This is a genomic window from Streptosporangium sp. NPDC002721, from assembly GCF_042888905.1.
In the GTDB taxonomy this organism is placed as follows: domain Bacteria; phylum Actinomycetota; class Actinomycetes; order Streptosporangiales; family Streptosporangiaceae; genus Streptosporangium.
The window spans coordinates 122,770-147,327 of record NZ_JBIAQI010000018.1 but is presented as its reverse complement, the minus strand read 5'-3'; the positions used below and the strand labels follow the sequence as shown (position 1 = coordinate 147,327).

Here is a 24,558-nt window from a genome sequence, read left to right as displayed (position 1 = left end):
AGAACCGGTATGGCTTCCCCACCTCCCTCCGAGGGAATCGACCCGCACCCCGGGCACACCCCCGGCGTTTTGAGCATCACCACGATGACCTCCGGCGGCATGCAGGTTCACCAGTCGTGGCAGATGTGTGGCTGCACGCTGGATGACCTGCGGGAGGCGCTCGGAGCGCCTGACCACGAGCTGATGGCGACCGGCGAGCAGGCGCAGGCCGCGGGCCGCGCTATCGACGCCATCCCTGGCATCACGCACTTCATGCCGTAGGCGATCGGTAACAAACAGAAAACCGCAGCATATCAAAAGCATAGTAAGATATGATATTGATATAAGTAAGTGCTTTGGCTTCCACGAGCATGAGAGGCGACCACCACCATGACCAGCCAGACCCCCACCCCCACCCCCGCCGCATCCCCAGCACCCGCCACGCACCAGGCCGGCGCGAGAGAGGCTCTCGAAGGGTTCGGCGCGTACGCCGCCGCGATGGAGCAGGGGGATACGCCGATCCTCGGATACCTCCTCTTCTACGCCGTCTTCGACGGCCGCGTCACCTTCGACGACCTGCACCGCTGGTTCCTGGAGCTCGGCCTGGACTCCAAGTTCTTGCCGCCACCGATCCGGCAAGTCGACGCCTACGAGCAAGTCACCGGCAAGGCCGGAGTTCGCTCCACCTACCGGCTCAGCGACACCGCCACCCCCCGGCGGCGCCGCGCGCCGGGAGAGAAGGTCACCGAGGTGACCCTGATGGTCCGCCACGTCAGCCGGGACAACCTGAAGGTGACCCGCCACCTGGTCCGTGAAGTCCGCGATGAGGGACGCACCCGCCTGTCCTACAACACGAAGCTCGCGGAGATCGAGTTCTGGCGTGACCCGCTGGGCAGCGGCCGGCCCGGCGTCGGCGTCCTGCAAGTGACACCAGCCCACGACGCGATCGGCGAGCTGGGCGCAGACGAGCAGGCGAAGGTGCAGAAAATGCTGGCCGACATCGAGGACACCTACCAGCGGCAGTGCCGCTTCTACACCAGCGACCGGCTCCGCTCCGTGGTCCGAACCTACGTCGAGGCGCTGAACCCGGTGAGGGTCCGCGCCAGCGGCGGCGTGTACTTCGTCCACCGCTCCCAGGTTGGACCCCTCGCCGCGCTGCGCGAGCTGACCCAGCGGTTCGGGGCCGGCAGTCACCTGGCCCGCGTTCCCCTCCCGGACCAGAAGGAGATGCGAGAGATGATCATCGCCGCGTTTACCACCAAAGCCCGGGAGGACCTCGACAAGCTCGCCCTCGACATCGCGGCCGCCCAGCGCGAGAACCATTCCGAAGCCGCCGTCGCCAACCTCCTCAAGAGGTTCCGCGCCCTGCAGGACTCCACCACCGAGCACTCCACCCTGCTCAGCTCCTCCCTGGAGGAGACCAGAGCGTCACTGCTTTTGGTCCAGGCCCAGTTCAGCAACCTGATGAACCGGGCCGGGTGAGGTAGCAACGTGCCACCGCGCAACGAACCGTCCCGCCTCCCTGGCCAGCAAGGGGGGCGGGATTTTTGTGTGGGGCGGCGAGCCGCTCAGCCCCGCCGCCACCCCCCTTCCCCGACCCTTCCCGGCCGGTGATGGTGTGTCCTGCGCAGGCTCAGAGCCTTCCACGCGGTCTTTCGCCCAGCCTGCTCCGTCTGCCCGGCCCGATGGGATCGTGTGGCCGACGAGGCGCGGAAATCCCGGACAGGCGAAGATCAACACAGGAAGATCGGAGGGTGAACGATCGACCCGCTCATGTCCCCGCCGACCAGGGCCGTGAGCCGCTGGGCGCCGGTCCGCCTGGTGCGCCGGACGGCCTGAGGGGCTCGCCCGCACCTGCCGCGCGGATCGAGATCAGCTTCGGGCCCGGCGGGGCCTACGTCGCGTTCACCCTGCCGGAGATCACGCTGGTCCGCGCCGACACCGGGACGTGGACAGCCACCGCCGAGGACAACGGCCGCACCTTCCGCGGAGTGGGCGACGACCAGGCCGGGGCTATGATCGCCCTCCTCGGGGACCGCGCCGCAGGCTGCTGCGCCGGTCGCGTCGGCCGAGAACACCACTCCGAAGACCACGAAAGAGGGTGAAGGTCATGACGGGGCAAGCAACAGGGTCCGTGGTGCCGCGCTGGGTGCTGTACGGGCGGGCCGCCACCTTCAACCACGTGGCGGCGCAGATGTCGGGCCTGCGCGACTACGCGCGCCAAGCCGGCGGCACGGTGGTGGCCGAATGCTCCGACGTGGGCGCGGTCGGCCCGGGCCGGGAGGCGCTCGAAGCGCTGGTGGCCGCAGGCGTCGTCGACCGGGTTCTCGTCGTTGACCGTCCGCGGCTGGGCCGCGACTCCGAGGACCTGGCGCAGCTGGCCGACCTGTTCGCCCGGGCGTCCAAGGAGCTGGTGGTGCTGGAGGACCTCCAACCGGACGCGGCGATACCGTACGAGCAGGCGGCGCAGATCCGGGCGGTGTCCGGTGACCCGCTCGCCGTGGGGGACGGCGCGGACCCGGTGGCGACGGCGCCGCTGTGGTGGCACGACGGCGGGCTGTCGCTGCTGAGGGGGCAGATGCAGGTCGCGCAGGCGCGCCTGGCCGAGGTGGAGGGCGACAGCCCGCCCGGGTTCGGCGTGCCGCCCGCGCTGGCTTCGGCGCGTGCCGAAGCCGCCCGCGCCGAAGCGGTGTTCGCAGCCAGGCTGTTAGAGCTGCGCAAGGCCGAGCAGTAGGTCCGTGCGCCAGCCGGGCAGCTCGCCGCGCGGGCCTGTACGAACACGAGCACTACCTGGCCGAGCCCCTACAGCGCAGCCTTCTGCTATTTGCGGCGATGGAAGCCGATCGCCCGCAGCCGCTTTCCCCTCAGCGGTGCTGAACTGCGTGGGGCCTGGTCGTGGCGGCCGAAGATGTCCAGCAGCACGCCGATAGGCGTATCCGCCTCGGTGGGGTAGCGGAAGTGCCGGTCGGGGTTGATCGTGTACTCGTTGCGGCGGCCCACCTTGGCGCGGGTCAGGTAGCCGGCCTGGTGCAGGTCGGTCACGATGCCCTGCGCCGCGCGCTCGGTGATGCCGATGGCGGCCGCGATGTCGCGCAGGCGCGCCTGCGGGTCGCGGGCGATCTCCAGCAGGACCCGGGCGTGGTGGGTCAGGAAGGTCCACGAGGACGACGGCTGATTGGGACTGTTCTCGGCCACGTCACATCCTCCTCGCATCGCCAGACCAGATCACTATGGAACGAACAGGTTACAGATGGTAGAACGGGAAGAAGTATACCGGAAACGTCTTTCGTGTATCTTCTTTCAGGCATAAGGTGGAGACACCCGGGTTCTTCGGCGTGCATCAGGCAAGCGAGGGGATCGATCACATGGCTGTTGTGCAGCACCGGCCCGTACCGGTCGACTCCCGCGCCCGGCGCCACCGGCTGCCGAACCTCTCGGCCGTCGGCCCGCGACGCACACTCGACGGTGAAACCATGACCGTCCAGGAGCAGGGCACATCCGGTGAGTGGGTTGACGCCGTGCTCTACCTCGACCGCACGCTGCGCATCACCTACAGCCCGGCCCCGCCCGGAGGCGCGGTCCGGCTGATCGGCGAACTCGACGCCACCAACACCCGGGAGGCCGCCCAGACCCTGGCCCAGGTCCAGTCCGGCGAGGACATCCTCGTCATCGACGTCGGCCAGGTGGAGTTCGTCGATCTCGCAGGCCTGCGCATGCTGACTGGCCTGTGCCGCGACGGCGTGGCCCGCCTGGTTAACGTGCCGACGGGCATGCGCCGCCTGCTCGGCCTGCTGGAGCGGGCGGACGTCCTCGACCAGTGCGCATGACAGCGTCCAGCCGATCTGCGGCTGACCTTTGCCCAAGACTCGGCGGCGCTCACTAGGGCGCGCTGGTGCTTAGACATGCCTCCTCGATAGAGAGGAGCCCGCCGATGTAGGCGTCCACCTGACCGGTGAAGTGCCGGTAGGGCCCGCCGGTCTACCAGCGAGCCTCATGTCTCTGTCTCGATCTGGTGTTCGAGTTACGCTATGTGGTGTGGACGAGGTCGAGCCTCTGCGGATGCCGCCGATGGTGCTGTACATGGGTGAGCCCGCGTTTCTGCTGCGCTGGCGCAGAACGGCGGGGGACATGGTCATCTGGTGGGGTGAGCTGGCGATCCCGCACACCCGCGACGTACCTGGCACCGACCTGGTGCACATGGTGACGCACCGGTGGGTGGAATCCTCCGACATCGTGACGCTGCCCGGCGTGGACTACGACGTCGTGCCGCACCCCGGACGGCCCGCTCGCCGGAACCGGTAGACCCTCAGCTGGGCGAAGGCAACCCGTCCAGGCAGGCGCGGAACTCCTGCACCTGCGCCTCCTCGGCGGGCAGCCGCTGGGCGAAGGCGTTGAGCTGGTCGACGACGCGGCTGGACTCGACGTCGGTGACGAGGTCGACAGCGCGGCGCGCGGTCTCCAAGGCGCCGTCCACGTCGTGTTGGCCGAGCTGCGCGTCGGCGATGGCGGTCAGGCCGAGCACGGTGTCACGGGTGTAGTCGATGCCGCGCTCCGCCATGCCGTCCTCAAGGAGGCGCACCGCGATGTCGGGGCGGCCGAGCTGCACGAAGCCCGCGCCGACCTCGATCGTGTGGGACGGCTGGCGCATCCAGTAGATCCACGGCGGGTCGTCGTCCGGGTCGCGGCGCCCCCAGTGGTCGTCGGCGCGAAACAGCACCTCGACGGCTTGGCGGGCCTCACCGGCGACGGCATGGGCGCGGACCTGCCACGCGTCGAGCATGGCGTGCACCGTGCGGGGCGCCCCGGGGCCGATGCGTTCGCGGGCGGTGTGCAGCAGGTTGATCGCGGCGCGGCCGTCTCCGGCGTAGGTGTGCTGCATCGCCATGAGCGACAGGATGTAGGCGCCGGTCAGGGTGTCGCCTCCGGCGGCGGAGGTGCGCAGCCCGGCGTGCCAGTACCGTGCCGCGGCGGCGTGCCGGTGGCTGTCGAACGCGCACCAGCCGGCGAAGCGCAGCAGCTCGCCGGCCGCGCCGTACAGGCGTCGCTCGACCGCTGAGCGGTAGCGGCCCCCGTGCAACAGCCGGGAGATCAGCTGCAGGTTGGCCTGGGCGAGGTGCAGGCAGTAGTCGCCGCCGACGAGGTCGTCCAGGTGCCACAGCCGGTGAATGGCGTCCTCGACCCAGGTCACCACCTCGGCGTCGACGGTGCCGCCGCCACCAGCGCGCATGATCTTTCCTGTGGGGATGGTGGCCCAGGCGCCTGCCAGTTCCGCGGTTTCGTTCCCCGACAGCAGAAGGAATCCTCGCCGGTCGCCGTCTGCGCTCATGCACCCCGCCATGATCTGTTTCGCCGTCTCAGGTGTCCACGCCTGGTCCAGTGGTTCGGTCCCGTCGGCCGTCAGCAACCACGACGGCCACCCGAGATTCAACACCGTCTGAGCGTCGACCCCCACTTCTTCGGCGATGGCGAGTTGCGCGGCGAGTTCGGGCACGACCTGGTGCTCCCACCGGTAGACCTTCTGGCGGTGGGTGGCCATGTTCAGGCCTGACCGGCGTTGCACCAGCTCAGCGACGTCGGCGAGAGTCCATCCGCGCTGCGCCCGCAGGTACGTCAGAGGGTGACGAATCAGAAACTGATCGCTGCTCATGCCCTGTCCCTTGGCGGCTGGGGGATTACAGCGAGACTACGGCGAGGCCCTGTCGCCCACCTCCGACACCCGCTTGTCTGAGATCAGACCGTGACGAGGTGGGTGCGAGAGGTGACAGGAGTTCCGGTGTAGCCGTCGCCTGCTCCTTGCGCCCTTCAGGGAAGGAGCTTTTCGTGACGAAACCGCAGACCAGCGGCGCGCTCGCCTTCGCGGCCGAACCCAGCGGGGGTCTCGGTGAAGGTTCCCAGGACGCAGTGGGGCCGGAACCTCTGCCGCAGACCGTGGACACCGCCCCGGAGCTGGCGGTGGACCTGGTGCTCGACCCGTGGCGGCTGCGGGTCGTCGGTGTTCCGTCCCTGGTGGCGGGGGTGAGCACGGTGATGGTGCCGCCGTGCACGGTGAGCGACGCCGGCCCCAGCGTGAACTGGACGATCCGCGTCGACCGCGACGAGCTCGACCAGCGGCCGGAGGACGTTAACGCGCTGCTCGCCGACCGGCCCATGCTGACCTCCCCGCACGGCGGGCCCCGCCTGGCCGTGGCCAGCACCGGAAACGGGCTGCTGCGCCTGCTGGGCCTGTACCGGCCGGGAAGCGCAGCGGCGCTGATGGAAGTCGACCGGGTCCAACGCCTCACCCGCGTCTCCGTCCCCTACGACGACTCGTCGCGGCGCTGGCCTGATTGGCTGGCCCGGCTGTTCTTCTCCTCCCGGATGCTGGATGGCGGGTGGCGGATGCTGCACGCCTCCGCAGTGACCGTGAACGGTACGGCGGTGCTGTTCGTGGCGGGCAGCAGGGGCGGCAAGTCGACGCTCGCGCACCGCGCCTGCGACGAGCTGGGCGCCCGGTTCATGGCCGACGACCTGGTGATGATCGGCATGGGCGGGATCGTCGCCGGGTGGCCGACCCGGGTCGGCGTCCCTGAGGAACTGGCCGCCTCCTCCGGCGGGGTGGAGCAGGAGCGCAGGGTGGGCGGCGTGCTCCGGCGCCGGGTGCTGTTCACCCCCGGCGAGCACCGGGCCATCGTCGACTGGGCGCCTCCGGCCCAGCTGGGCGCCGTGGTGCACGTGGTCCCCGACCCTGATGAGGAAACCTCCCAGCCCCTGCGCGCCGTCGCCCTGGACCCAGCGGAAGCGGAGGCGGTGCTGGCGGGCGCAGCCAGTGTCCCCGGGCGGCGGCTGTACTCCACCGACCTGCTCGGGGTGACCGGAGGCCCGCCCCCCGGCCAGATCACCTGGCCTACGCCGAGCTGGGCGGACATGCTGGCCGAAGTGCCTGCCATCCGGCTGACGGTGCCCCACCTGCGGGATCTGCCGCACGCCCCGGTGTGGGAGACGCTGGCCGAGCTGCTGGAGGTGGCGGCCCAGTGAGCGCGGGTACCGTGTCGCGGCGACTGGTGGTCGTGCCCAGCGCCGGACGCACCCTGGCTGTTGCCGCCGGAGACGACGTCATCGCGGCGTGGCCGCACATCGCACCGCACGTGCCCGGCGCCTCCGCTGAGCTGCTGCACCCCGGCGAGCATCTGGCGGGCCGCGGCGTCGCTGTCCCGGACGCCCCGCCGGACGCCCGCCGGGTGATCAACGCGCATCTGCATGTGCTGCACCTGGCCGCCGGCACCTTGTGTGTGCACGCCGTCGCGATGCACCGGCCCGGCCAGGGCGCGGTGCTGCTCCTCGGTGGCCACGGCGCGGGCAAGACCCTGGCCGGGCTCGCGCTCGCGGCCCGCGGCTGGCAGTGGCTGGCCGGTGATGTGACCCTGCTCGACGTCGCCGCCGACGGCGGCCCTTTCGTACGAGGCGGCACCACCGCGATCCTCGGCCGACGCGGCGCGGTCCGCCGCTGGTTTCCCGACCTGAGCCTGCCCGAAGTCGGGCCGGCCATCGTCGATCTACGCCGACGCGACATGGCGGCCGCCGGGCCGGGCCGGATCCCGGTGGCGGCGGCGGTGCTCGTCTCCCTCGACACCGACCCTTCCGCGAAGGGCGGCGCTCTCGAGCGCGTGGACCGGCACACGGCGGCCACAGCGTGGCTGCACGGCAGCGGACACCTGCTCGACCGCCTCCTCGACGCCGGGGAGCAGCCGCTGCGGCTGCTGGAGGACGAGCACGCCCAGCGGCAGCGCATCCGGTACGTGCACGCCCTCACCGGCTCGACCGGCTGCTACGCGGTGCGTGGCACCCCGCACGACATCGCCCACCAGGTCGAGCAGCTGGCCGAGGATCGGTGGACGCGGTGACGAGGCGGCCCGCTCACAGGCGCGCCTGGTCCCGGAGGTAGTCGGCGACGGCGGACGCCGCGTCGCTGCCCAGAACGACTCCGTAGTCGATGACCTTCGTGTCGGTCAGGACCAGGCGCAGGCCGCTGGCGGAGGGCAGCACCCGCGTGGGGAGGTTGCTTCGGTCGAGCTGCCGTTGCAGCAACACCGCCTGGGCGATGCGGTAGTCGGTGGCGGAGTAGGCGATGTCGTAGTGCTGAATGAGCACGTGACGAGCGTGCAGGGTCGCGGCGATGACGGGCACATCCCGCGTTTCCAGGTGGCATGCTTCAGCCCGGCCCGGCACCTGGTCGATGTTGGAGGCGTCCGCGTGGGCGATCACCATGGTCGGTGTCGGGCAGATCGCCGCCACGTGCCCCAGCAACGCTTCGGTGAGGTTGGTGTCGGAGGTGTACCAGATGTGCCCGATGGTGCTCTCGTAGATCAGGCCGATCGCGCTGCGGCTGCGCCCGGCCTCCTCGGTGTGCACCGCCGGCACGGCGTGGAGGGTCACATCGCCGACCGTGACCGACGCCCTGCCGGGGCCTTCCGTCTCGGGGTGCGCGAGCGTGACCAGCTCGGCCAGCCCGCCCTCGCCCGCGTGATACGGGGAGAACGCGGCGAACCTCGCCGCGGCCGTCGGGTTGGCCAGCAGCAGTTTGCGGCCGCCGGTGGAGTAGCTGACCATCCCTTCCAGGCAGGGGATCACGTCGGCGTAATGGTCGGGATGCAGGTGGGTGACGGCGATGGCGTCCAGCTCCGACCAGGAGAACAGGCCCTGCTCGATCAGCTGCAGCAGCATGCTGAGTGCGGCCGGGCCGGGGTCGATGAGCACGGTGGTGGTCGCGGTACGGATCAGGTGGCCGCCGGCGCCACCGGCGAGCATCCCGTACCGGCACCCCAGCGCTCCCAGCAGCAGCACCTCGCAGGTGCCGGGCGCCGTCGACCGGGCCGGAGGTTGTGGTTTGACGCGCGCGGGGTGGTGCAGGGCGATGTCGGCTGCGTCGGCCGCCGCCAGGATCGCGATCAGGTCCTCGTCCTGGGCCGTATACAGGTGCGTGAAGTCGGAAGTGCTGCTCATGGGTCTCCTGGCGTCTTGGGGGTCTGATTCAGGCCCTGACGGTGGTGGTACCCGCCGCAGGTCTCAAGCGACTCATCACGGCCAGGGGCGCTGCGCCGTGCGGACGCTCAGACGATCGGGGGGCGGCCGGCGCGGGCCAGGCGCAGCACGGTGGCCCAGGACATCGGCTGGCGCTGCCCGTGCCCGCCCTTGAGCCCTTCCCACAGGCCGGCACCCCAGACGGCGAGGTTCGTCCGCGACCGGATCCGGGCGAGGCTGAGCAGCGTCCACACCGTCAGGTAGATGGGGATGAGGAGGACGGGTAGGCGCCGGTAGGCGAGCCAGACCCGGTTGCGGGCGACGAGCCGGTAGTAGCTGGCGTGCCGGGCGGGGTCGGTGGCGGGGTGGTGGATGACGATGCCGGGCGCGTACCAGCCGGTGCGGCCCAGGTCCCACAGCCGCCACGACAGGTCGATGCCTTCGTGGAAGAGGAAGAAGTGGCCGGGCCACCCGCCGGCCTGCTCGTAGTCGGCGCGGCGTACGAGGACGACCCCTTCGGCCATGACGGTGATGATGCCGGGCCGGGTGGCGTCGCCGGCGCGTAGCCGAGGCACCCAGCGGCGCAGGGTGACACCGGTGTCGGGGTCGGCGATGCGCGGCTGGATGTAGGCGGCGTCGGGGTGGGATCGGGCTTCGGCGACGAGCCGGGCCAGGATGTCGGGGGTGGGCAGGACGGCGTCGTTGTCGAGGAAGAACACGAACTCGCCGCCCGGGTCGCCCAGGGCGTCGGCGCCGACGTTGCGGCCTTCGGGGATGCCCACGTTGACGGGCAGGGCGACGGCGTGAGCGTCGGCGGGCACGTGGTCGGGTTCGACGCCGTTGCCCACGATGACCACCCGCAGTTCGACGTCCTGCTGGGCGAGGAGCGATGCCAGCGCCCGCCGGCACTCGGCGGGGCGGTCGTTCATCGTGAGGACCACCACATCAACGACGGTGGTCTGCGGGCTGGTCATCACGTCTCCCGGACGATGCAGCGCTCTGCGCGACCTGTTGAGGGATGGGCGAGGCAGTGGTTCTTCTCCGGTTCACCCTAGCGTCGCCGTGTTTTAACGTCAGCCACATGCGCATCGGGTGTGGCGCCCGCCCGCGAACTGCGCGGGCGGGCGCCTGCCGGGTCAGCGCTGCCAGAGAGCGTGAAGGGCGGCGATGACCCGGTTCACGTCCTGGGACGTCATGGCGGGGTAGCAGGGCAGGGACAGCTGCCGCGCCGCGACGGTTTCGGTGACGATCAGCGGGTGGGTGGCGGTGCCTCGGTAGAGCTGCAGGAAGTGGACGGGTGTGAAGTGCTTGCTGGTCGCGATCCCGTGGTCGGCCAGCAGGTGGTGGGCGGTTTCGTCGCGGGTGAGCGGCGCGCTGTCCGCGTCGATGAAGATCGAGTAGAGGAACCAGCCGGGCTGCACTCCGGGCAGGACGGTCGGCGTCGCCAGGCCCGGCAGGCCGGTCAGGGCCCGGGTGTAGGTGTCGGCGATCTCGGCGCGGCGAGCGGTGAAGGCGGGCAGTTTGCGGAACTGCTGGACGCCGAGGGCGGCGGTGACGTCGGACATCACGTACTTCAGGCCGGGGGCGACCACCTCGTAGTCGGCGGTGCTGCGGGTGCCGTGCCGCTGCCACACCGACGAGTCGATGCCGTGCCGTCCCAGCAGGCGAGCATGCTGGACGAACCGGCTCAGGCCGACCAGCATGCCGCCCTCCCCGGTGGTCATCACCTTGTTGGGGTAGAAGCTGAAGACCGCCAGGTCGCCGACACTGCCGGCGCGTTGTCCGTCGCGGCTGGCGTGCAGGGCGTGGGCGGCGTCCTCGATCAGCAGGAGTCCGTGATCGTCGGCCAGCTTGCGGAACGCGCGCAGGTCGCACGGATGCCCGCCGTAGTGCATGACCACGATCGCTTTCGTGCGGTCGGTGATGGCGGCTTCGGCTGCCTGCGGGTCGATGTTGAACGTGGCCCGTTCCACGTCGACGAACACGGGGCGGGCCCCGACCTGCAGGAGCGCGTTCGGAGCGGCGCAGAAGGTGAGACTCGGGGTGATCACCTCGTCGCCGTCGCCGATACCGGCGGCGAGGAAGGCGAGGTGGAGGGCCGCGGTGCACGACGACACCGCGAAGGCGTCCTCAACGCCGAGCGCGTCCCGCACCTCCCGCTCGAACCGGGTCGCTTTGGGGCCGTGGGTCAGCCACCCCGAACGGAGGGTGTCGATGACTTCGGCGATCTCCTCCTCGCCGATCGACGGACGGTTCCACGGCAGCAGCAGCGGCGCTTCAACGGGCGGGATCATCGTGCGCTCCATTCGGCGGTCGCGTACTCGCCGTACATGTGTTCACATTCGGCGGACCGCAGGGCGCCGATGTGCCCGGCTTCGCGGGACGCCACCAGGCCCTTGAAGTTGTCGTACTCGGGCAGGTCGGGGTCGCCCACCTCCTTGGTGGCCACCGCTTCGGCGACCTCGTTCACACCCTCACGCAACTGGGTACCGCACACGCCGGGGAACGCGGCCGCGAGCCGGGCGAAGGACGTCCGGTAGTCGCGGGCGTCTGCCTCGTCCCGTTCGGGGCCGCGGTCGATGCGTGAGCCGGGCACCGCCGCTTCGATGGTTTCGGCGATCTCGGCGATGGTGAAGTTCTCGCGGTCGGAGCCGACGTTGAAGGTTCGCTGCCCGTCGGGGGTGTCGAGCGTGGCGGCGAGCACCTGGGCGACGTCGGCGACATGCACCAGGGGGCGCCGCTGCGAGCCGCCGTTGAGCGGGATACGGCCGGTCGTGACGGCTTGGGCGGTCATGCGGTTGACGACCGAGTCCAGGCGCTGACGCGGAGAGCGCCCGTACGCGGTCGCCAGCCGCAGCACCGTCAGGTCGGCGCGGCCCTCCAGCAGGGAGGCCAGCCGCTGTTCGGCCAGGACCTTGGTGCGGGCGTAGATGCCCAGCGGGTTCGGGGCGGTGTCTTCGTCGACGGTGCCTTCACGGCTGCCGTAGACGCTGCAGGAGGAGAAGAACACGTAGTGGGGGACACCGACAGCGGCGGCGATCTTCGCGGCGATGACGGGGGAGGCGTAGTTGAGTTCGACGGCGAGCCGCTCATCGACGGCGCACGCCGGTTCGCCGACCAGGCCGCCGAGGTGCACGACCGCGTCGGCGTCGGTCATCGCGTGGCGCAACGCCGTAGGGTCACGCAGGTCGGCGTTGACGAAGGCCGAGACGGTGGGCATCAGGCGGTGCGGGTGGTCGTTGCGGTGGTAGATCAGGCCGTCGACCACGGTGACGTGGTGGCCGAGACCTGTCAGGTATGGGGTGGCGACGGTGCCGAGGTAGCCGGCGCCGCCGAGCAGGACGATACGCAACGGAAATCCTTTCCGATGGGGTGGGTGAAGTCGTGCAGGTGCGGGCGGCCGCCGGTGGGGCGGCGGCCCGGCGTGAAGGGGCGGCGGCGGTGGTCAGCCGCCGCGAGGAAACGCGGCCCTGCCCAGAGCGGTGCTGCGCAGGTCGGTGAGACGAGGCACGAAGATCACGTCGAGTTGCTCCACCGGGTGGAGCAGACCCCGCTCACAGGTCTCGGCTTCCCACACCGTGCAGCCGGCCACCGCCGGCGACGCCGGATTGACGCCGATCTCCCCTTTGGGCAGCGTGCCGTTGAACGGGGTGGGGATCTTGTGGGTGTTCCAGTAGTCGTACACCTCCAGGGCTTTGGCCTGCTCGAACAGGGGAAACAGCTGCGGGTAGCGCTGGAGGCGCCGCATCTCCCGGAAGACGAGCTGACCGAGCAGGCCAGGTGCGGCCGCCGCGAGCGTGTCGAAGTCGCAGCCTTGGAAGGTGACGGAGGCCGCGTCCTGGGACGGGGCAAGGGCCAGGCAGGCGAACAGGTGCGGCAGGCGACGCCGGACGTAACCGGCCGCGCCCGGCGCCAAACCGGATTCGACCTGCCCGACGAGATGCACCAGCTGGTTGTGGTCCGGGCCGAAGAGCGTCAGGTCGAACAGGCGGCCCATGCTGGCCACAGCGGAGAACGCCAGCTGCTTGTACAGGCGGTTGTTCATCTCCCCGGACGCCTCGGCGTACGCCTTGGTCTGGGGCGCCGTCGAGTGGAGCATCAGATACTCCGACAACACCTCGAAGTACAGGTAGCCCAAGAACGGCAGGTCCTGCACGGCGGCGGCGAGACGGTCGATGAACTCGGCGTCCGGGGTGCGGCTGCCGCAGGCGTTGGCCAGCACCACGTCGAGGAACCCGGCCGCCGCACGGACCCGTTTCACCGCTGTCCGGCGCAGCTGGTCGTCTTCGGCGCCGGTGAGGAAGGCGCGGTGGTTGAGGTAGGTGCGCAGGTGGATGCCGCCCAGCCGCAGATAGTCGAGCCCCTTGGCGGGCACCGGCCCATCAGGGATGATCTCGATGACCATGGTTCGGGTGTCGTGTTTCGTCTCCAGCAGGTAGGCGCCCAGGTTGTGAGGGCGTAAACCGCCGGGTTCCTGGGTGAGGGGGGCGCAGTACAGCGCCCCCACCAGGCAGCCGGCTGAGGCGTGCAGCTGCCCGCTGGAGCGGATCGCGTCCAGCGCCGTGGTGATGTGCATCAGGTGGATCGGCTGCCCGCTGGTCAGCGCCTGCAGCATCGCGTTCCTGCGCAGCAGCCAGCCGTTGGGGGTGTCGAGGTGGAGGCGACGCCAGTCGGCTTCGCTGTCGGCGAGTCCAGCCGGGCCGGGCCGCGCGGCCGGGCCGGTGTAGTCGGTGTAGTCGGTGTGGGCGTAGTCCCATTCAGCGTCGTGCATGGCGGTTCTACCGTCCGTTGCTGAGGGTGTGCAGGGCGTGGGTGAGTGCTTCGTGGTGGGTGGCGCCGTCGAGCCGGGCCTGTTCGCTTCCGGCCATCAGGTCGAAGGCGATCGGCGGCAGCCAGCCGGGGAGGGCGAGCCGCAGGTGTGAGGGGTTGGGCCACCAGCGTTGGAGCGGCAGCCGGTAGCGGTCCAGGCAGTCGGCGGCCTTCAGCAGGTCGACGAGCAACGGGTCCTGCTGGTAGGCGCGGGCCTCGGCCAGCGTGAAGGCGCTGTAAGGGATGTTGTGCAGGCCGATGGCTGTCGCCGCCCACGCCACGGCGCGGTCGGGCACAGGGTGGCCAAACGCAGCCGTTACGGTGCTGCTGTTGCGGGTGAACCAGTCGGCGGCCCGTTTGCCGTGCTCGCGGTCGTCGCGGTCGTCGTGGCGTCGGCAGTCGTGCACCGCGGCGGCCGTGCACAAGGCCGCGGTGTCGTCGCGGCTCAGGCCGTGCTCGTGGGCGAGCAGCGACGCGAGGACGCAGACGCGGGCGCCGTGGCGGATGCCGTGGATGGAGTCGGTGAGCAGCGGGTTCGCGAACCAGGCGGCCTCCGGTATCAGCAGAAGCGGCCGGTGCGGCAGGGCGGGAGCGGCTCCCACGATGGGCCGGCGCCGGATGAGCCAGGTGAGGGTGTCCTGGTCCATGACCTGGTGGGCTGGCAGGAGGCGCTGTTCGGCGAGTTCCCTGAGCGATGCGCTGTTCGGCGCCTGTGAGGTCATGGTCCTCTCCCGAAAGTCGGTGATGGTCGAGCAGGGGGCGCTGCAGCCGGTGGTGTTCGGCGGCGCCGCGGCGGCCGAGGACGCTCAGACCTGATGCGTGGCCGAAGGGGGTGGGCCCCGCCGCGCGGCCTGCTGCTCGGCGGGGCCCGATGGTGGTGAAGTGCCGTCAGGCGACGGCCGCGACCGCGTTGTTCTTCAGCCACGGCGGAATCGCTTCCGGGGTGGCCTGCAGCCACTTCACGTACCGGTCGATGCCGTCGTTGATGGTGATGCGCGGCTGCCAGCCCAGCAGGGTCCGGCTGAGGGTGGTCGAGGCGTAGGCGCCCAGCGGGTCGCCCAGCGGGCGGGGCGCGTTGACCAGCTGCGCCGCCGGGTAGTGGGTGGCGATGCGTTCGGCGATCTGACGTACCGACGTCGCGATGCCACTGCCGACGTTGATGGTCTGGCCGGCGGCCCCGTCGGTGAGCAGCGCCAGCACGGTGGCGCGGGCGATGTCCTCCACATGCACCATGTCCCGCACCTGGTGTCCGCCGCCGTTCAACTGCAGCGGCAGGCCCAGATGGGCGGACATGGCCAGGCAGGCGACCATCCAGGAGTGCGAGCCGGGCTTGGGCACCTGCGGGTCGCCGTAGACGCTGAAGTAGCGCAGCACCGTGTACTCGGTGTAGCTGCCGTCGAGCATCAGCCGGACCTGGTGCTCGGCCCACAGCTTGGAGTTGGCGTACACCGAGATCGGCCGCGCGGGCTGCTCCTCGGTGAACTCGGCGATGCTTCCGGTGTCGGCGGAGCTGTCGCCGTAAACCGCCGCCGAGGAGATGAACACCAGCCGCCTCACCGAGGGGGCGTTCAGGACTTCTTGCAGGATGGTCTGCGTGCCGTGAACGTTCGCGGCGAACGCGGTCGCAGGCTCCCTCGTGCAGGCGGCCACATCGGCGTAGGCGGCGGCGTGGATGACGTAGTCGGCGCTGCTGACCAGCGTGCGGACGGTGGCGGCTTCGCGAACGTCACCCAGGACGATTTTCGTCCCCTCGTTCAGGCCGAAAAGGCCACGGACCGGATGCGGGTAGGCGTCCATGCTGTCCAGCACCACCGGGTCGGCGCCGACGGCGGCGAGCAGCCGCACGATGCGGCTGCCGACGAGTCCCGCGCCGCCGGTGACGAGCACACGGGCACCGTTGAGGTAGTCCAGGTAAGGACGAAGGTCAGCGAACACGTCTGGATCAGGCAGATGAGTATCCACGGCATGGAACCCTTCGGACGGGGGAATGAGCACCGCGCAGATGAAGGACGACGGTTCGTTTCCGGGCGTCCCACAACTTCGGTGCGGCTAAAGAATCCGCTGCGGACCAGGTCCCGGGCCAGTACTTTGAGGGTCGCGGAAGGTGGCGAAAACCTCATCCTGAGTCACGAAGACTGCGGGGAAGTAATGGCCGGAAACACCGTGAACTCTCAACTGCAGGCGTGGGTCGACGCCAGCGGCCTGTCTCTGGGAGAGATCAGCCGCAGGGTCGGTGCCCTGGCCAGGGACCGCGGATACCGCCAGGTCGCCCCGGACACCACGCGGGTGCGGCGGTGGCTGAATGGGGAGCAGCCCCGCCCGCCTGTGCCCGAATTACTAGCTTATGTTCTCTCTGAGGAGTTACGCCGACCCTTAACACCCAGTGACCTTGGTCTAATGACCGTCGCTTTGCCACTGGATACCATTGAATTGCCGCTGCTACGAGAACCCGCTGCGGAGACCTTGGCCAGATGGACTCGGATGGACCTGCTGATGCCTGATCGCCGTGAAGTCCTCAACCTCGTCGTCGGTGCCCCGCTGATCGCCAGCACCTCACACCTGCTTGAGGCGGTCGGCCGTCCGCTCAGCCGCCGCCAGGCTGGTTTCGGCACCGACACCGTCACCGCCCTGGAAGAAGTCACCGCTGCCTTCGCACGGCTGGAATCAGCGCACGGCGGCGCCCTGTACCGCTCTGCGATCGTCGGCCAGTTCGCGGAAGTCATGCGCCAGATCCAAGACGGTGTCCCCGAAAGTCTTCGCGTCCGTGTCTTCGCCACCACAGCTGACCTGGCCGCGCTTGCCGGATGGACCAGCCACGACGCTGGCCGCTACGGCGCCGCGCAGCGGTACTGGTCATACGCCCTCTACGCCGCCGGCGAGGCGGGCGTACCCGGTCGCGGAGCGGAGATCGCCACCCGCATGTCACACCAGATGATCTACCTGGGGCGGTTGCATGACGCGCTCGCGCTGCTTGACCTCGCAGCGGCCCGCGCGCAACGCGACGGCCAGGTGGCGGTCCAGGCGCTCGTGCAATCCCAGACCGGTCGCGTCCATGCAGGCTTGGGCCAGCCCGACGAAGCCGCCCGTCACCTCGGTCACGCTGACGAACTCCTCGCTCAGATCACGGACACCCCCGAGTGGGTCGCCTACTTCGATGACGCCGAGCACGCCGGCGCCCGAGCGGTCAGCGCCCGCGATCTCACCCACCTCGGACACCGTGGGCACCGCGCCAGCCCTCACTTCGAAGCCGCACTGCGGCTGCGCAAGCCAGGGTTCGACCGGGTACAGACGATGGACCTGATCGGCTTGGCTGCCGCGCTCCTCGATGAGGGCGACCTTGACCGGGCCGCCGCCGCTGGCCGCCAAGCCCTGGAGAGCGCTGGCCTGCAGTCGGCCCTTGTAGCGGCCAGGCTCAACACCTTGTTGTCTGCTGCGAACCGGCACCGTACGGCCGAGATCATTGAACTCCGCGCTCAGGCTGCGGACTTCGCGGCCCGCGCGCCGATCACTTCTCAGGTCGCTGCCTGACCGGGGTGCTCCCGCTCGTCGAATCAACGCCTGCCAGTGCGGTCGCCGAGATTCGTGCGCCTATTTAGGTAGAGGGTCAGGCTGTCAATGAATAATACTCCGGCCCGGTCGCTCATGGGGCGATGAGGTCACTTACCCGGATGCAACTATCTATCGTTCCATTGGCGGGGAGAAAAGAGTCGCATATTTTTATTTCTTTGAGGTTGGTTGATGCGGGGACGCTGGCATATGCCGTGACGTAGTAGGGGGTTCCGGGCTGCAGGTTCGGTGGGCGAAAAAAGGGCCAGGGGGTGGGGGTGGGGGTGGCGTTGTTTTCGAGATAATCCTTTGTTACGGGAGCGTCGTCTACCCGAAGTGGAGCACATCCGAACTTTGTGTTACACCCTGGGTGTTGTGCAAGGAGCAAGGGTTTTCCGGCAGTGGTAGGCCGGTCGGTTAACTCCCCCTTGATTTGAACGAGAACTATGAGGAAGAGTTCGCCGCTGCTTGCCGATTTATCCTTGTAGACTGGCGCTAATTTAGCCGATATGCCTTGCAAGGTGTAGGGGAGATCGTTGTGGTTAATGCGGATCACTGTGCCGCGCGGTTCGGAGATCTGCATCTCTGAGGACGGGACGGTCGGTGCGCTGCCGCATGCCGCGAGAAATATGAGAAGAAATGATAAGGCGGCTGATCGGTGCAGTGAACTCACTTGGCTTCCTAATGGTGAAGATGCGCTTGAGGTAGCGATACGGGATGGTACGCATGATGTCGAGAGCAGCGCAGCTTTTCGGAAATATCTAACCGATAGGGTGTTTGTATGGGTGTGTGTAGCAATAAGTCCTAACAAGACCCGATAAGTCCTATTGAATGATAGAATTAGAAAATATTTAGATCTTGAGCAGGCTGCCTTCTGGGCTCAACCTGCTTCTCAATGCACTCAGCTAAAGTTGGCCGACCGACCAGTGATTTCCACCCAGGCTTGGTGAACTGGGCCGCATCGTGAGACGGCATCAGGTGTGCCCCACGGATCCCGGACAGAGGGCAATTTGAACGCGTCGGTGACGCTCGCCATGCGTGTTCCCAGGAGGGCGAGAGCTGCCCGCTAGGCTGAGCGGTGCGCCGCTGAGCTGAGGGCCGGGCACCCTGCGTCAAACGGGAGCCCGTGACGTGACCAGCTTCCAGGCCGGTGGGTCGCCGTGAAGAAGGTGGCGCGCGAGCTCGTCGCGGCCGCCCAGCGGTGGACAGCTCGCCGCTTCCGCACCGCCCAACCCGACCAGACCTGGCAGCACCGGGCGTGGAGTTACTACGACAACACGCCGGAAGTGCGGTTCGCCGCCACCTGGATTGGCAACGCCATGGGCAAGGCCCGCCTGTTCGCCGGGGCGCGTGACAAGGACGGCACGGTCACGCCGCTGCCCGACTCCCACCGCGCCTCCGAGCTGGTCGCCTCGGTCGCGGGCGGCCCGGCCGGGCAGTCGGAGCTGCTCTCCGGATTTGGCCCGCACCTGGTCGTCGCAGGGGAGGGCTGGATCGTCATCCGGCCGATCGAGGACTCCCGCACGGGCCAGGTACGCGGCGAGGACTGGCGGGTCCTGTCGGTGCTGGAGATGTCGTCCAAAGGCCAATCGCTGGAAGCCGAGATCGACGGCGATCTGGTGGAGATTCCGCCGCACGACCCGAGCAAGCCTGATGATCCGATGGCGCCGGTCGCGATTCGCGTGTGGGACGCCCACCCTCGCCGCCACATCGAGGCCGACTCGCCCATCCGGTCGTCGCTGACGCTGCTGGAGGAGCTGCGGCTGCTGAACGCTGCCGTCGCGGCGATCGCCCGCTCCCGCTTGACCGGCCGGGGGGTGTTGCTGGTGCCGCACGGCACCCGTTTCCCGACCAAGGGCGGGGCGACGCTCGACGGCGAAGAAGACGACCTGCTTGAGGTGTTCATGCAGGTCGCCGAGACAGCCTATAAGGACCCCGAGAGCGCGGCAGCCGCGGTACCGATCATCTTGGAGGTACCGGCCGACGCCATCGGCAAGATCGAACGGTTGACGTTCGAGTCGAATTTCGATGACTTGGCGATGCGACTGCGCGAGGAGACGATCCGCCGGTTCGCCACCGGCTTGGACACTCCAGCGGAGATTCTGCTGGGAACTGGGGAAGTAAACCACTGGTGTACTGTGGGGGCTGTGGAAATTATGACTGTCGCAGGTTGGAAAACCTACGATCAGCTCACGGTCGGCGAACTCGTCCTCACCCTCAACCACGAGACTGGCCTATCAGAGTGGCAACCCCTCGTAGCCGTCAACACCTGGGATGTCGTCAACAAGCCCATGATCACGATTAAGGGCAGGCGACACACCTCGATCACGACCGCCAACCACCATTGGCCGCTTCTCACTGGCCGCACTCGCAGCCGCACCTGGACGACCAGTGGCGAACTCGCCGCCGCCGCTCACCGGGACGGACCGGACACACAGCGCCAGGAATACCTCATCCTCTCCGCCCCACACGCCAACCTGCCCACGGAACCGAAGTACAGCGACGCCCTGGTGGAAGTCGTCGCCTGGTACTTCACCGAAGGAACCGCAGGCGTCCGCCACGGCCGCAATACGCCGAAGGTCTCCATCTATCAGTCACACCACATCAACCCCGACAACTGCGACCGCATCACACGTGCCCTGACCGCCCTGTTCGGCCCAGCCAGCGACACCCTCGATAAGGGCGGGCGCTACGCCAGCCCCGACTCGGTCGCCCGCCGCGAGGAAGCCAAACGGCTGCGCGCCGAGAACCCAAAGATGACGAACGTCGATATCGCCCGCCAGCTTGGCGTCTCCAAAACGATGGTCGGCAAGTACCTCACCAACGACAGCAAGACCCGCGACGCCGTGCCGCGCTGGCGAATAACCATCCCATCGAACCGTCGACTAACTCAGTTCCGCCTGAACTCGGCCGCCGCCGAGCTGATCCTGGAGCACGCCCCCGGCCGAATCGTCACCCTTGACTTCATCCACTCCCTCACCGCCGCGCAGCTGGAGCTGTTCATCGACACTGCGGTCCGTGGAGACGGCCACTATATGCATGGCAAAACACCGGTGTTCGGGCAAAAGGACCCGAGCATGTGTGACGCCTTCGAACTGGCTCTGATTCTGTCCGGGCGCTCGTCATACCGGTCTAAGCACACCACCTTTGGAGCCTCGGCAGACGGGCCGCGGGAGAAGACGCAGCACATGGTCGTCGGCTCGGACAGAACGACATTCGCGCCGCGAGGTCGTAGCTTCACCGAAGAGTCCTACACCGGCACTATCTGGTGCCCAACCACGCCGAACGGCACGTGGCTGGCCCGCCATGAAGGAACGGTGTTCTACACCGGTAACTCCGGCTGGCAGTTGAAAGAGGAGGCCATCACGCTGGCGGTGGAGCCGCGTCTGGGCACCATTGCTGATGCGCTGACCACCCAGTGGCTCCGGCCCATTCTCGAAGACGAAGGCGTCGCTGACGCCGGCGAGGTGCTGGTCTGGTACGACTCCAGCACGCTGCGGGTCCGGGCCAACCGGCCGCAGACCGCACTCGAAGTACATGATCGCGGCGCGATTTCGGACGCGGCGCTTCGCCGGGAGACCGGGTTCGACGACGACGACGCCCCCGACCAGGAAGAGCTCGCCGCGCGCCGCCAACGCAACGGGCTGGGCGAGAACCCCGCCGGCCAGGAGCAGCTGCCCGTCGACGAGTCGCAGGCGATGCCGGACATGCTGCCCGCGGCTGCCACGCCTCCGCCGGAAGGGAATCGGGTGGCGGCTACGGCGTGGATGGGCGCCCGCGGTCGCGAGCTGGCCGAGCAGCTGAAAGCCCAGCATGGGCTCAGCGACGAGGAGCTGAGCGACCTGCTGTACGCGATGGTTCTGCTGCGGGCGGAGGCGCGCCATGGCGGATGATGTGCGGGCCGGGCAGCGCGCTGATGTCGCTCGCGCGCTGGTGGGGCTGGAGCCGATGGTGGAGCGGGTTGTGCGGGAGGCGCTCGACCAGGTTGCCAACCGTTACGCCGCCTCCCTGCGGGCGGCCGGCGTCACCGTGGAGGACCTGGCCGTGCTGGTCGCCCAAGGCGAGCCGGTCGACGACGCCGACGCCCGCCGGGTCGCCGACCTGTGGGCGGCGATGATCGCCTTTATCCTGCTGGCGTTGCTGACCGTGTTCGGCGCCGCGATCGTCGCCGCCCGGCGGACACTCGGCACCCCCGCCGATCGCTCAAACGGCCGTTCTGACGGCACTCGTGGTGAGCGCGGTGGGCCGGCCCAGCCCGCACCGGCCGAGCAGCCGCAGGAGCCCGACCAGCCTGGTGAGGTGTCTGACCTGGTCGACGTGTACCTGTATCGGCCGCTGGAGCTGCCGGACGCGGTCCGCGCCTACCTGTCGGCGGCCGAGAACCGGCTGCGTGACATCGGCGACAGCTTGTGGCAGGCCGCCCGGCAGGCGCTCGCCGACGGTGTCGCCGTCGGCGACACCATGGCCGGCCTGCGCGCCCGTCTGCAGGCCATCTTCGCCGAGGGCGGCGCCCAGCTCGGTGAAGCCCGCGCCGCGCGCATCGCCCGCACCGAGACGCTCGCCGCCTGGAACTGGGCGCAGCTGCATGTGGCCCGCACCCAGCCCGCCGCGATGCGGCCGCTGTACAAGAGCTGGCTGGCGACTCTCGACCTGCGCACCCGCGACGAGCACTTCCGCGCCGACGGCCAGACCGTCGCCCTGGACGCCGACTTCCAGGTCGGAGGAGAACTCCTGGACTTCCCCGGCGACCCCACCACCTCGGCGAGCAACGTCGTGAACTGCCGGTGCTCCATGACCTTCCACGACCAGGCCGACCCGCCCGCCGACGACGAGGGCCGCCAAGGGCTGTCCGCTCAAGAGATCAAAGACATCGTGCGCGCATTCGAGGAGCGAAGAATCGTGAGAGACAGCCACATCAGCGCCGCGTCCGGAGGGCCGTACACCGGCGGCATGATCGCGCTGGTGCCGTCGCAGGCCGACCTTGACCGGCTCGCCGTCGACGGCGGCGAACTCCGTGAGGACCTGCACCTGACGTTGCTGTTCCTCGGAGACGTCAACGGCATCAGCCCCAAACAGCGCGCGGAGATCATCGACCAGATGCGGGGGATGGTCGCCCAGCTGGGCGACGAGCAGCAGATCGACCTGCCGATCCGGGGCGACGCGTTCGCCATCAGCGCCTTCAACCCGTCCCCCTCCGACCAGGACACCTGCATCGTGGTGGGTGTGGGCGGCGCCGACCTCGCCTCGGTGCAGCGGGCGGTGGCCTACACCGTGGGGGACGTGTTCACCTACCCCGACCAGCATGCGCCGTGGGTGCCGTACGTCACCTTGACCTACACCGACGACCTGGCCCAGGTCGCCGACCGCACCGGGCCGATCATCTTCGACCGGCTTCGGGTGGCGTTCGCCGACGACGTCGTCGACATTCCGCTCGGAGAGTCCACCGCCGAAGGAGAGACCATGCCTGATCAGGACCTGTCCGCTGCCGTTCCGTCGCCGCGCCGCTGGTCGACGCCCGGGGACACAGCGCTCGCGTTCGAAAACCAGGAGACCGGCGACGGCCGGATCTTTGCCCCGCGGTCGCTGTACTGGGACGGCGACTCCTGGCCGCTGCAGTACGCCGACGAGATGCAGGGCGGCCACAAGGGCGCCATCCTGGCGGGCGCCATCCAGCAGGTGAGCCGCGACGGCGGACGCATCCCCGGCTCGGGCGTCATCTACCCGAACATGGAAGCCGGAGCAGCCGCCCTGCAGGCGCTGGAGCAGGGGGCGCCGCTCGGCGTCAGCGTGGACCTGGACGACATCGACATGGAGTTCATCGACCGGCGCCCAGCCCCGGAGCGGGCAGCCGAAGACGACGGCGTGATCCTGCTCGCCTCCCTCAAGGCGGCGTCGGTCATGCAGCTCCCGGACGGCGCCTGGTCGATCCGCGCCACCCAGATTGTGGAGTGGACGACCGGCGACCAGGGTTCGATGAGCGGCGACGGGCTGAAGGCGGCGCTGACGGCGGCCGGGATCCTCACCGCGGCCGCCGGAGACAACGACACCAAGACGGGCGACGTGTTGTTCTCCGAGGCGTCGGGCGACTTCGTCATGCGCATCACGAAGGCCAGGCTGCGCGGCGCCACCCTGGTCGCCATGCCGGCGTTCGCGCAGGCCCGCATCACGCTGGACCCGGTCGAGGCCACCGGGCCGGGGCTGGCCGCGAGCGACTGCGAGGAGTGCGACGCCTCCGAGCCGCAGGAGCCGCAGGAGCTGCTGGACCCGCTGACCGCGTCGGCGTGGCACGAGCTGCAGGCGCTGCCCGCCCTGCCGGCGGCGTGGTTTCGGGAGCCGACTGTCGAAGAGCTGCCGCCCGCGTCGGGCGGCGTCCACTACGTCGAAGGCCGCATCTACGGATGGGTGGCTCAAACGGGCGTTCCACATGAGGGGTTCCCAGGTCGGAAGCTGACGATCGACCAGCTCGGCGACATCGACATGAGCGCGTTCCTGCGCAGCCGGTTCAACCTGGACGACGGCACGACCGTCGCGGTCGGCGCCATGACCATGAACGTCGGCCACCACCGTGACGGCGCCGAATGTGAGACGGCCAGCTGCCAGTTCGACGACACCCGCACCGTCGCCGGGGTGATCACCGTGGGGATGAACGAGCGCGGCATGTGGTTCAGCGGCGCGGCCGCGCCGTGGCTCAGCGACTGGGACCGGATGGTATTCCAGGCGTGCCAGCCCAGCTACCACATGCGGCAGAACCCCAACGGGCAGTGGGCGCTGCGGGCGGTCCTGACCGTCCCGGTGCCCGGGCACCCGTCGCGCCTGGCCGCCTCCGCCGTGATCAGCCGGTCGAACATGGCGCTCACCGCCGCCGCCGTCCCCCCAACGGTGCCCGCCGCTCCGGAGATCGACTACGAGCGGCTGGCGGCGGCGCTCGCCCCCGCGGTGGTCGACGAGATGGAACGCCGGGACGCGGCCCGCGCCGAAATCGAGGCCCTGTCCGCTGAGCTCGCGCCAATCCGTGCCGAACTCGCCCAGGGCCTGGCCGTCGCGGTGAAGGCCGCCTGATGGTGTGCCGCCCGTGCGCCGCCCGCGCTGCCGCAGCCCCGGTGTGGCAGGTGAAGGACGTCGGCGGCCGTGTCGTCTATGAGAGCACGTCCCGGTCGGCTGCGGACGCGGTCGCCCAGCGCTACCCGAACAGCCAGGTCGGACCTGCTAGTGTGATGCGCCGCAAAT

21 protein-coding genes are annotated in these 24,558 nt (G+C 69.3%); 11 read left to right on the top strand and 10 right to left on the bottom strand.

Annotated elements, in window-relative coordinates; genetic code table 11:
- The first annotated feature begins 9 nt into the window (after nucleotides 1–9).
- The 4 genes from ACFYWM_RS25845 (at nucleotide 10) to ACFYWM_RS25830 (ending at nucleotide 2,713) form a co-directional block, all read left to right on the top strand.
- On the top strand, nucleotides 10–261 hold the full coding sequence (locus ACFYWM_RS25845) for a hypothetical protein (RefSeq protein WP_389918179.1): 252 nt from the start codon (nucleotides 10–12) through the stop codon (nucleotides 259–261).
- 108 nt (nucleotides 262–369) lie between these two features.
- Nucleotides 370–1,461 carry a DUF6744 family protein gene (locus tag ACFYWM_RS25840; RefSeq protein ID WP_389918177.1) on the top strand — a complete coding sequence of 364 codons (1,092 nt, stop codon included), beginning with the start codon at nucleotides 370–372 and terminating at the stop codon, nucleotides 1,459–1,461.
- A 272-nt stretch (nucleotides 1,462–1,733) separates the two neighbouring features.
- Entirely contained in the window at nucleotides 1,734–2,084 is a 351-nt protein-coding gene (locus ACFYWM_RS25835) for a hypothetical protein (protein WP_389918175.1), read from the top strand.
- Nucleotides 2,085–2,089: 5 nt separating this feature from the next.
- On the top strand, nucleotides 2,090–2,713 hold the full coding sequence (locus ACFYWM_RS25830) for a recombinase family protein (RefSeq protein ID WP_389918174.1): 624 nt from the start codon (nucleotides 2,090–2,092) through the stop codon (nucleotides 2,711–2,713).
- A gap of 86 nt (nucleotides 2,714–2,799) precedes the next feature.
- On the opposite strand, the gene ACFYWM_RS25825 is transcribed toward ACFYWM_RS25830, so the two are convergent.
- Nucleotides 2,800–3,174, bottom strand: a complete 375-nt coding sequence (locus ACFYWM_RS25825; protein WP_389918172.1) for a helix-turn-helix transcriptional regulator — start codon at nucleotides 3,172–3,174, stop codon at nucleotides 2,800–2,802.
- A gap of 170 nt (nucleotides 3,175–3,344) precedes the next feature.
- Between ACFYWM_RS25825 and ACFYWM_RS25820 the strand changes: the two genes are divergently transcribed.
- The gene (locus ACFYWM_RS25820; protein WP_389918170.1) at nucleotides 3,345–3,806 is read left to right on the top strand and encodes a lipid asymmetry maintenance protein MlaB; all 462 of its coding nucleotides are present in this window, start codon (nucleotides 3,345–3,347) and stop codon (nucleotides 3,804–3,806) included.
- Nucleotides 3,807–4,014: 208 nt separating this feature from the next.
- Nucleotides 4,015–4,281, top strand: coding sequence for a hypothetical protein (locus ACFYWM_RS25815; protein ID WP_389918168.1), 267 nt, complete (start codon nucleotides 4,015–4,017; stop codon nucleotides 4,279–4,281).
- Nucleotides 4,282–4,285: 4 nt separating this feature from the next.
- Here ACFYWM_RS25815 and ACFYWM_RS25810 read toward each other — a convergent pair whose 3' ends face one another.
- Entirely contained in the window at nucleotides 4,286–5,626 is a 1,341-nt protein-coding gene (locus ACFYWM_RS25810) for a hypothetical protein (protein ID WP_389918166.1), read from the bottom strand.
- A 173-nt stretch (nucleotides 5,627–5,799) separates the two neighbouring features.
- Here ACFYWM_RS25810 and ACFYWM_RS25805 point away from each other — a divergent pair, with 173 nt between their 5' ends.
- On the top strand, nucleotides 5,800–6,993 hold the full coding sequence (locus ACFYWM_RS25805) for a hypothetical protein (RefSeq protein WP_389918164.1): 1,194 nt from the start codon (nucleotides 5,800–5,802) through the stop codon (nucleotides 6,991–6,993).
- Nucleotides 6,990–7,859 (top strand): hypothetical protein, encoded by an 870-nt coding sequence (locus tag ACFYWM_RS25800; RefSeq protein WP_389918162.1) that lies wholly within the window; start codon nucleotides 6,990–6,992, stop codon nucleotides 7,857–7,859. Before ACFYWM_RS25805 ends, ACFYWM_RS25800 begins: the two co-directional genes overlap by 4 nt.
- A gap of 13 nt (nucleotides 7,860–7,872) precedes the next feature.
- Here the strand turns inward: ACFYWM_RS25800 and ACFYWM_RS25795 are convergent, their stop codons facing one another.
- The 7 genes from ACFYWM_RS25795 to ACFYWM_RS25765 form a co-directional block, all read right to left on the bottom strand.
- A complete protein-coding gene (locus ACFYWM_RS25795; RefSeq protein WP_389918160.1) occupies nucleotides 7,873–8,958 on the bottom strand; it encodes an MBL fold metallo-hydrolase in 1,086 nt (361 codons plus the stop codon).
- 107 nt (nucleotides 8,959–9,065) lie between these two features.
- Entirely contained in the window at nucleotides 9,066–9,950 is an 885-nt protein-coding gene (locus ACFYWM_RS25790) for a glycosyltransferase family 2 protein (protein ID WP_389918158.1), read from the bottom strand.
- A 162-nt stretch (nucleotides 9,951–10,112) separates the two neighbouring features.
- Nucleotides 10,113–11,270 carry a DegT/DnrJ/EryC1/StrS family aminotransferase gene (locus tag ACFYWM_RS25785; RefSeq protein ID WP_389918156.1) on the bottom strand — a complete coding sequence of 386 codons (1,158 nt, stop codon included), beginning with the start codon at nucleotides 11,268–11,270 and terminating at the stop codon, nucleotides 10,113–10,115.
- Complete coding sequence (locus ACFYWM_RS25780; RefSeq protein WP_389918154.1) at nucleotides 11,267–12,328, bottom strand: NAD-dependent epimerase/dehydratase family protein; 1,062 nt, start codon at nucleotides 12,326–12,328, stop codon at nucleotides 11,267–11,269. The genes ACFYWM_RS25785 and ACFYWM_RS25780 overlap by 4 nt, the downstream gene beginning before the upstream one ends.
- Nucleotides 12,329–12,421: 93 nt before the next feature.
- The gene (locus ACFYWM_RS25775; protein ID WP_389918153.1) at nucleotides 12,422–13,747 is read right to left on the bottom strand and encodes a hypothetical protein; all 1,326 of its coding nucleotides are present in this window, start codon (nucleotides 13,745–13,747) and stop codon (nucleotides 12,422–12,424) included.
- A 7-nt stretch (nucleotides 13,748–13,754) separates the two neighbouring features.
- Nucleotides 13,755–14,507 (bottom strand): hypothetical protein, encoded by a 753-nt coding sequence (locus ACFYWM_RS25770; RefSeq protein WP_389918151.1) that lies wholly within the window; start codon nucleotides 14,505–14,507, stop codon nucleotides 13,755–13,757.
- Between the two features lie 166 nt (nucleotides 14,508–14,673).
- Entirely contained in the window at nucleotides 14,674–15,720 is a 1,047-nt protein-coding gene (locus ACFYWM_RS25765) for an NAD-dependent epimerase/dehydratase family protein (RefSeq protein ID WP_389918150.1), read from the bottom strand.
- Nucleotides 15,721–16,266: 546 nt separating this feature from the next.
- Here ACFYWM_RS25765 and ACFYWM_RS25760 point away from each other — a divergent pair.
- The gene (locus tag ACFYWM_RS25760; RefSeq protein ID WP_389918148.1) at nucleotides 16,267–17,313 is read left to right on the top strand and encodes a hypothetical protein; all 1,047 of its coding nucleotides are present in this window, start codon (nucleotides 16,267–16,269) and stop codon (nucleotides 17,311–17,313) included.
- A gap of 112 nt (nucleotides 17,314–17,425) precedes the next feature.
- Here the strand turns inward: ACFYWM_RS25760 and ACFYWM_RS25755 are convergent, their stop codons facing one another.
- Nucleotides 17,426–18,004, bottom strand: a complete 579-nt coding sequence (locus tag ACFYWM_RS25755; RefSeq protein WP_389918146.1) for a hypothetical protein — start codon at nucleotides 18,002–18,004, stop codon at nucleotides 17,426–17,428.
- A gap of 487 nt (nucleotides 18,005–18,491) precedes the next feature.
- Between ACFYWM_RS25755 and ACFYWM_RS25750 the strand changes: the two genes are divergently transcribed.
- Together ACFYWM_RS25750 and ACFYWM_RS25745 are read left to right on the top strand one after the other, a co-directional pair.
- On the top strand, nucleotides 18,492–21,224 hold the full coding sequence (locus tag ACFYWM_RS25750) for a hypothetical protein (protein ID WP_389918144.1): 2,733 nt from the start codon (nucleotides 18,492–18,494) through the stop codon (nucleotides 21,222–21,224).
- Nucleotides 21,214–24,390: a phage minor head protein gene (locus ACFYWM_RS25745; protein WP_389918142.1), complete on the top strand. Its 3,177-nt coding sequence runs from the start codon at nucleotides 21,214–21,216 to the stop codon at nucleotides 24,388–24,390. The genes ACFYWM_RS25750 and ACFYWM_RS25745 overlap by 11 nt, the downstream gene beginning before the upstream one ends.
- Nucleotides 24,391–24,558 lie beyond the last annotated feature (168 nt).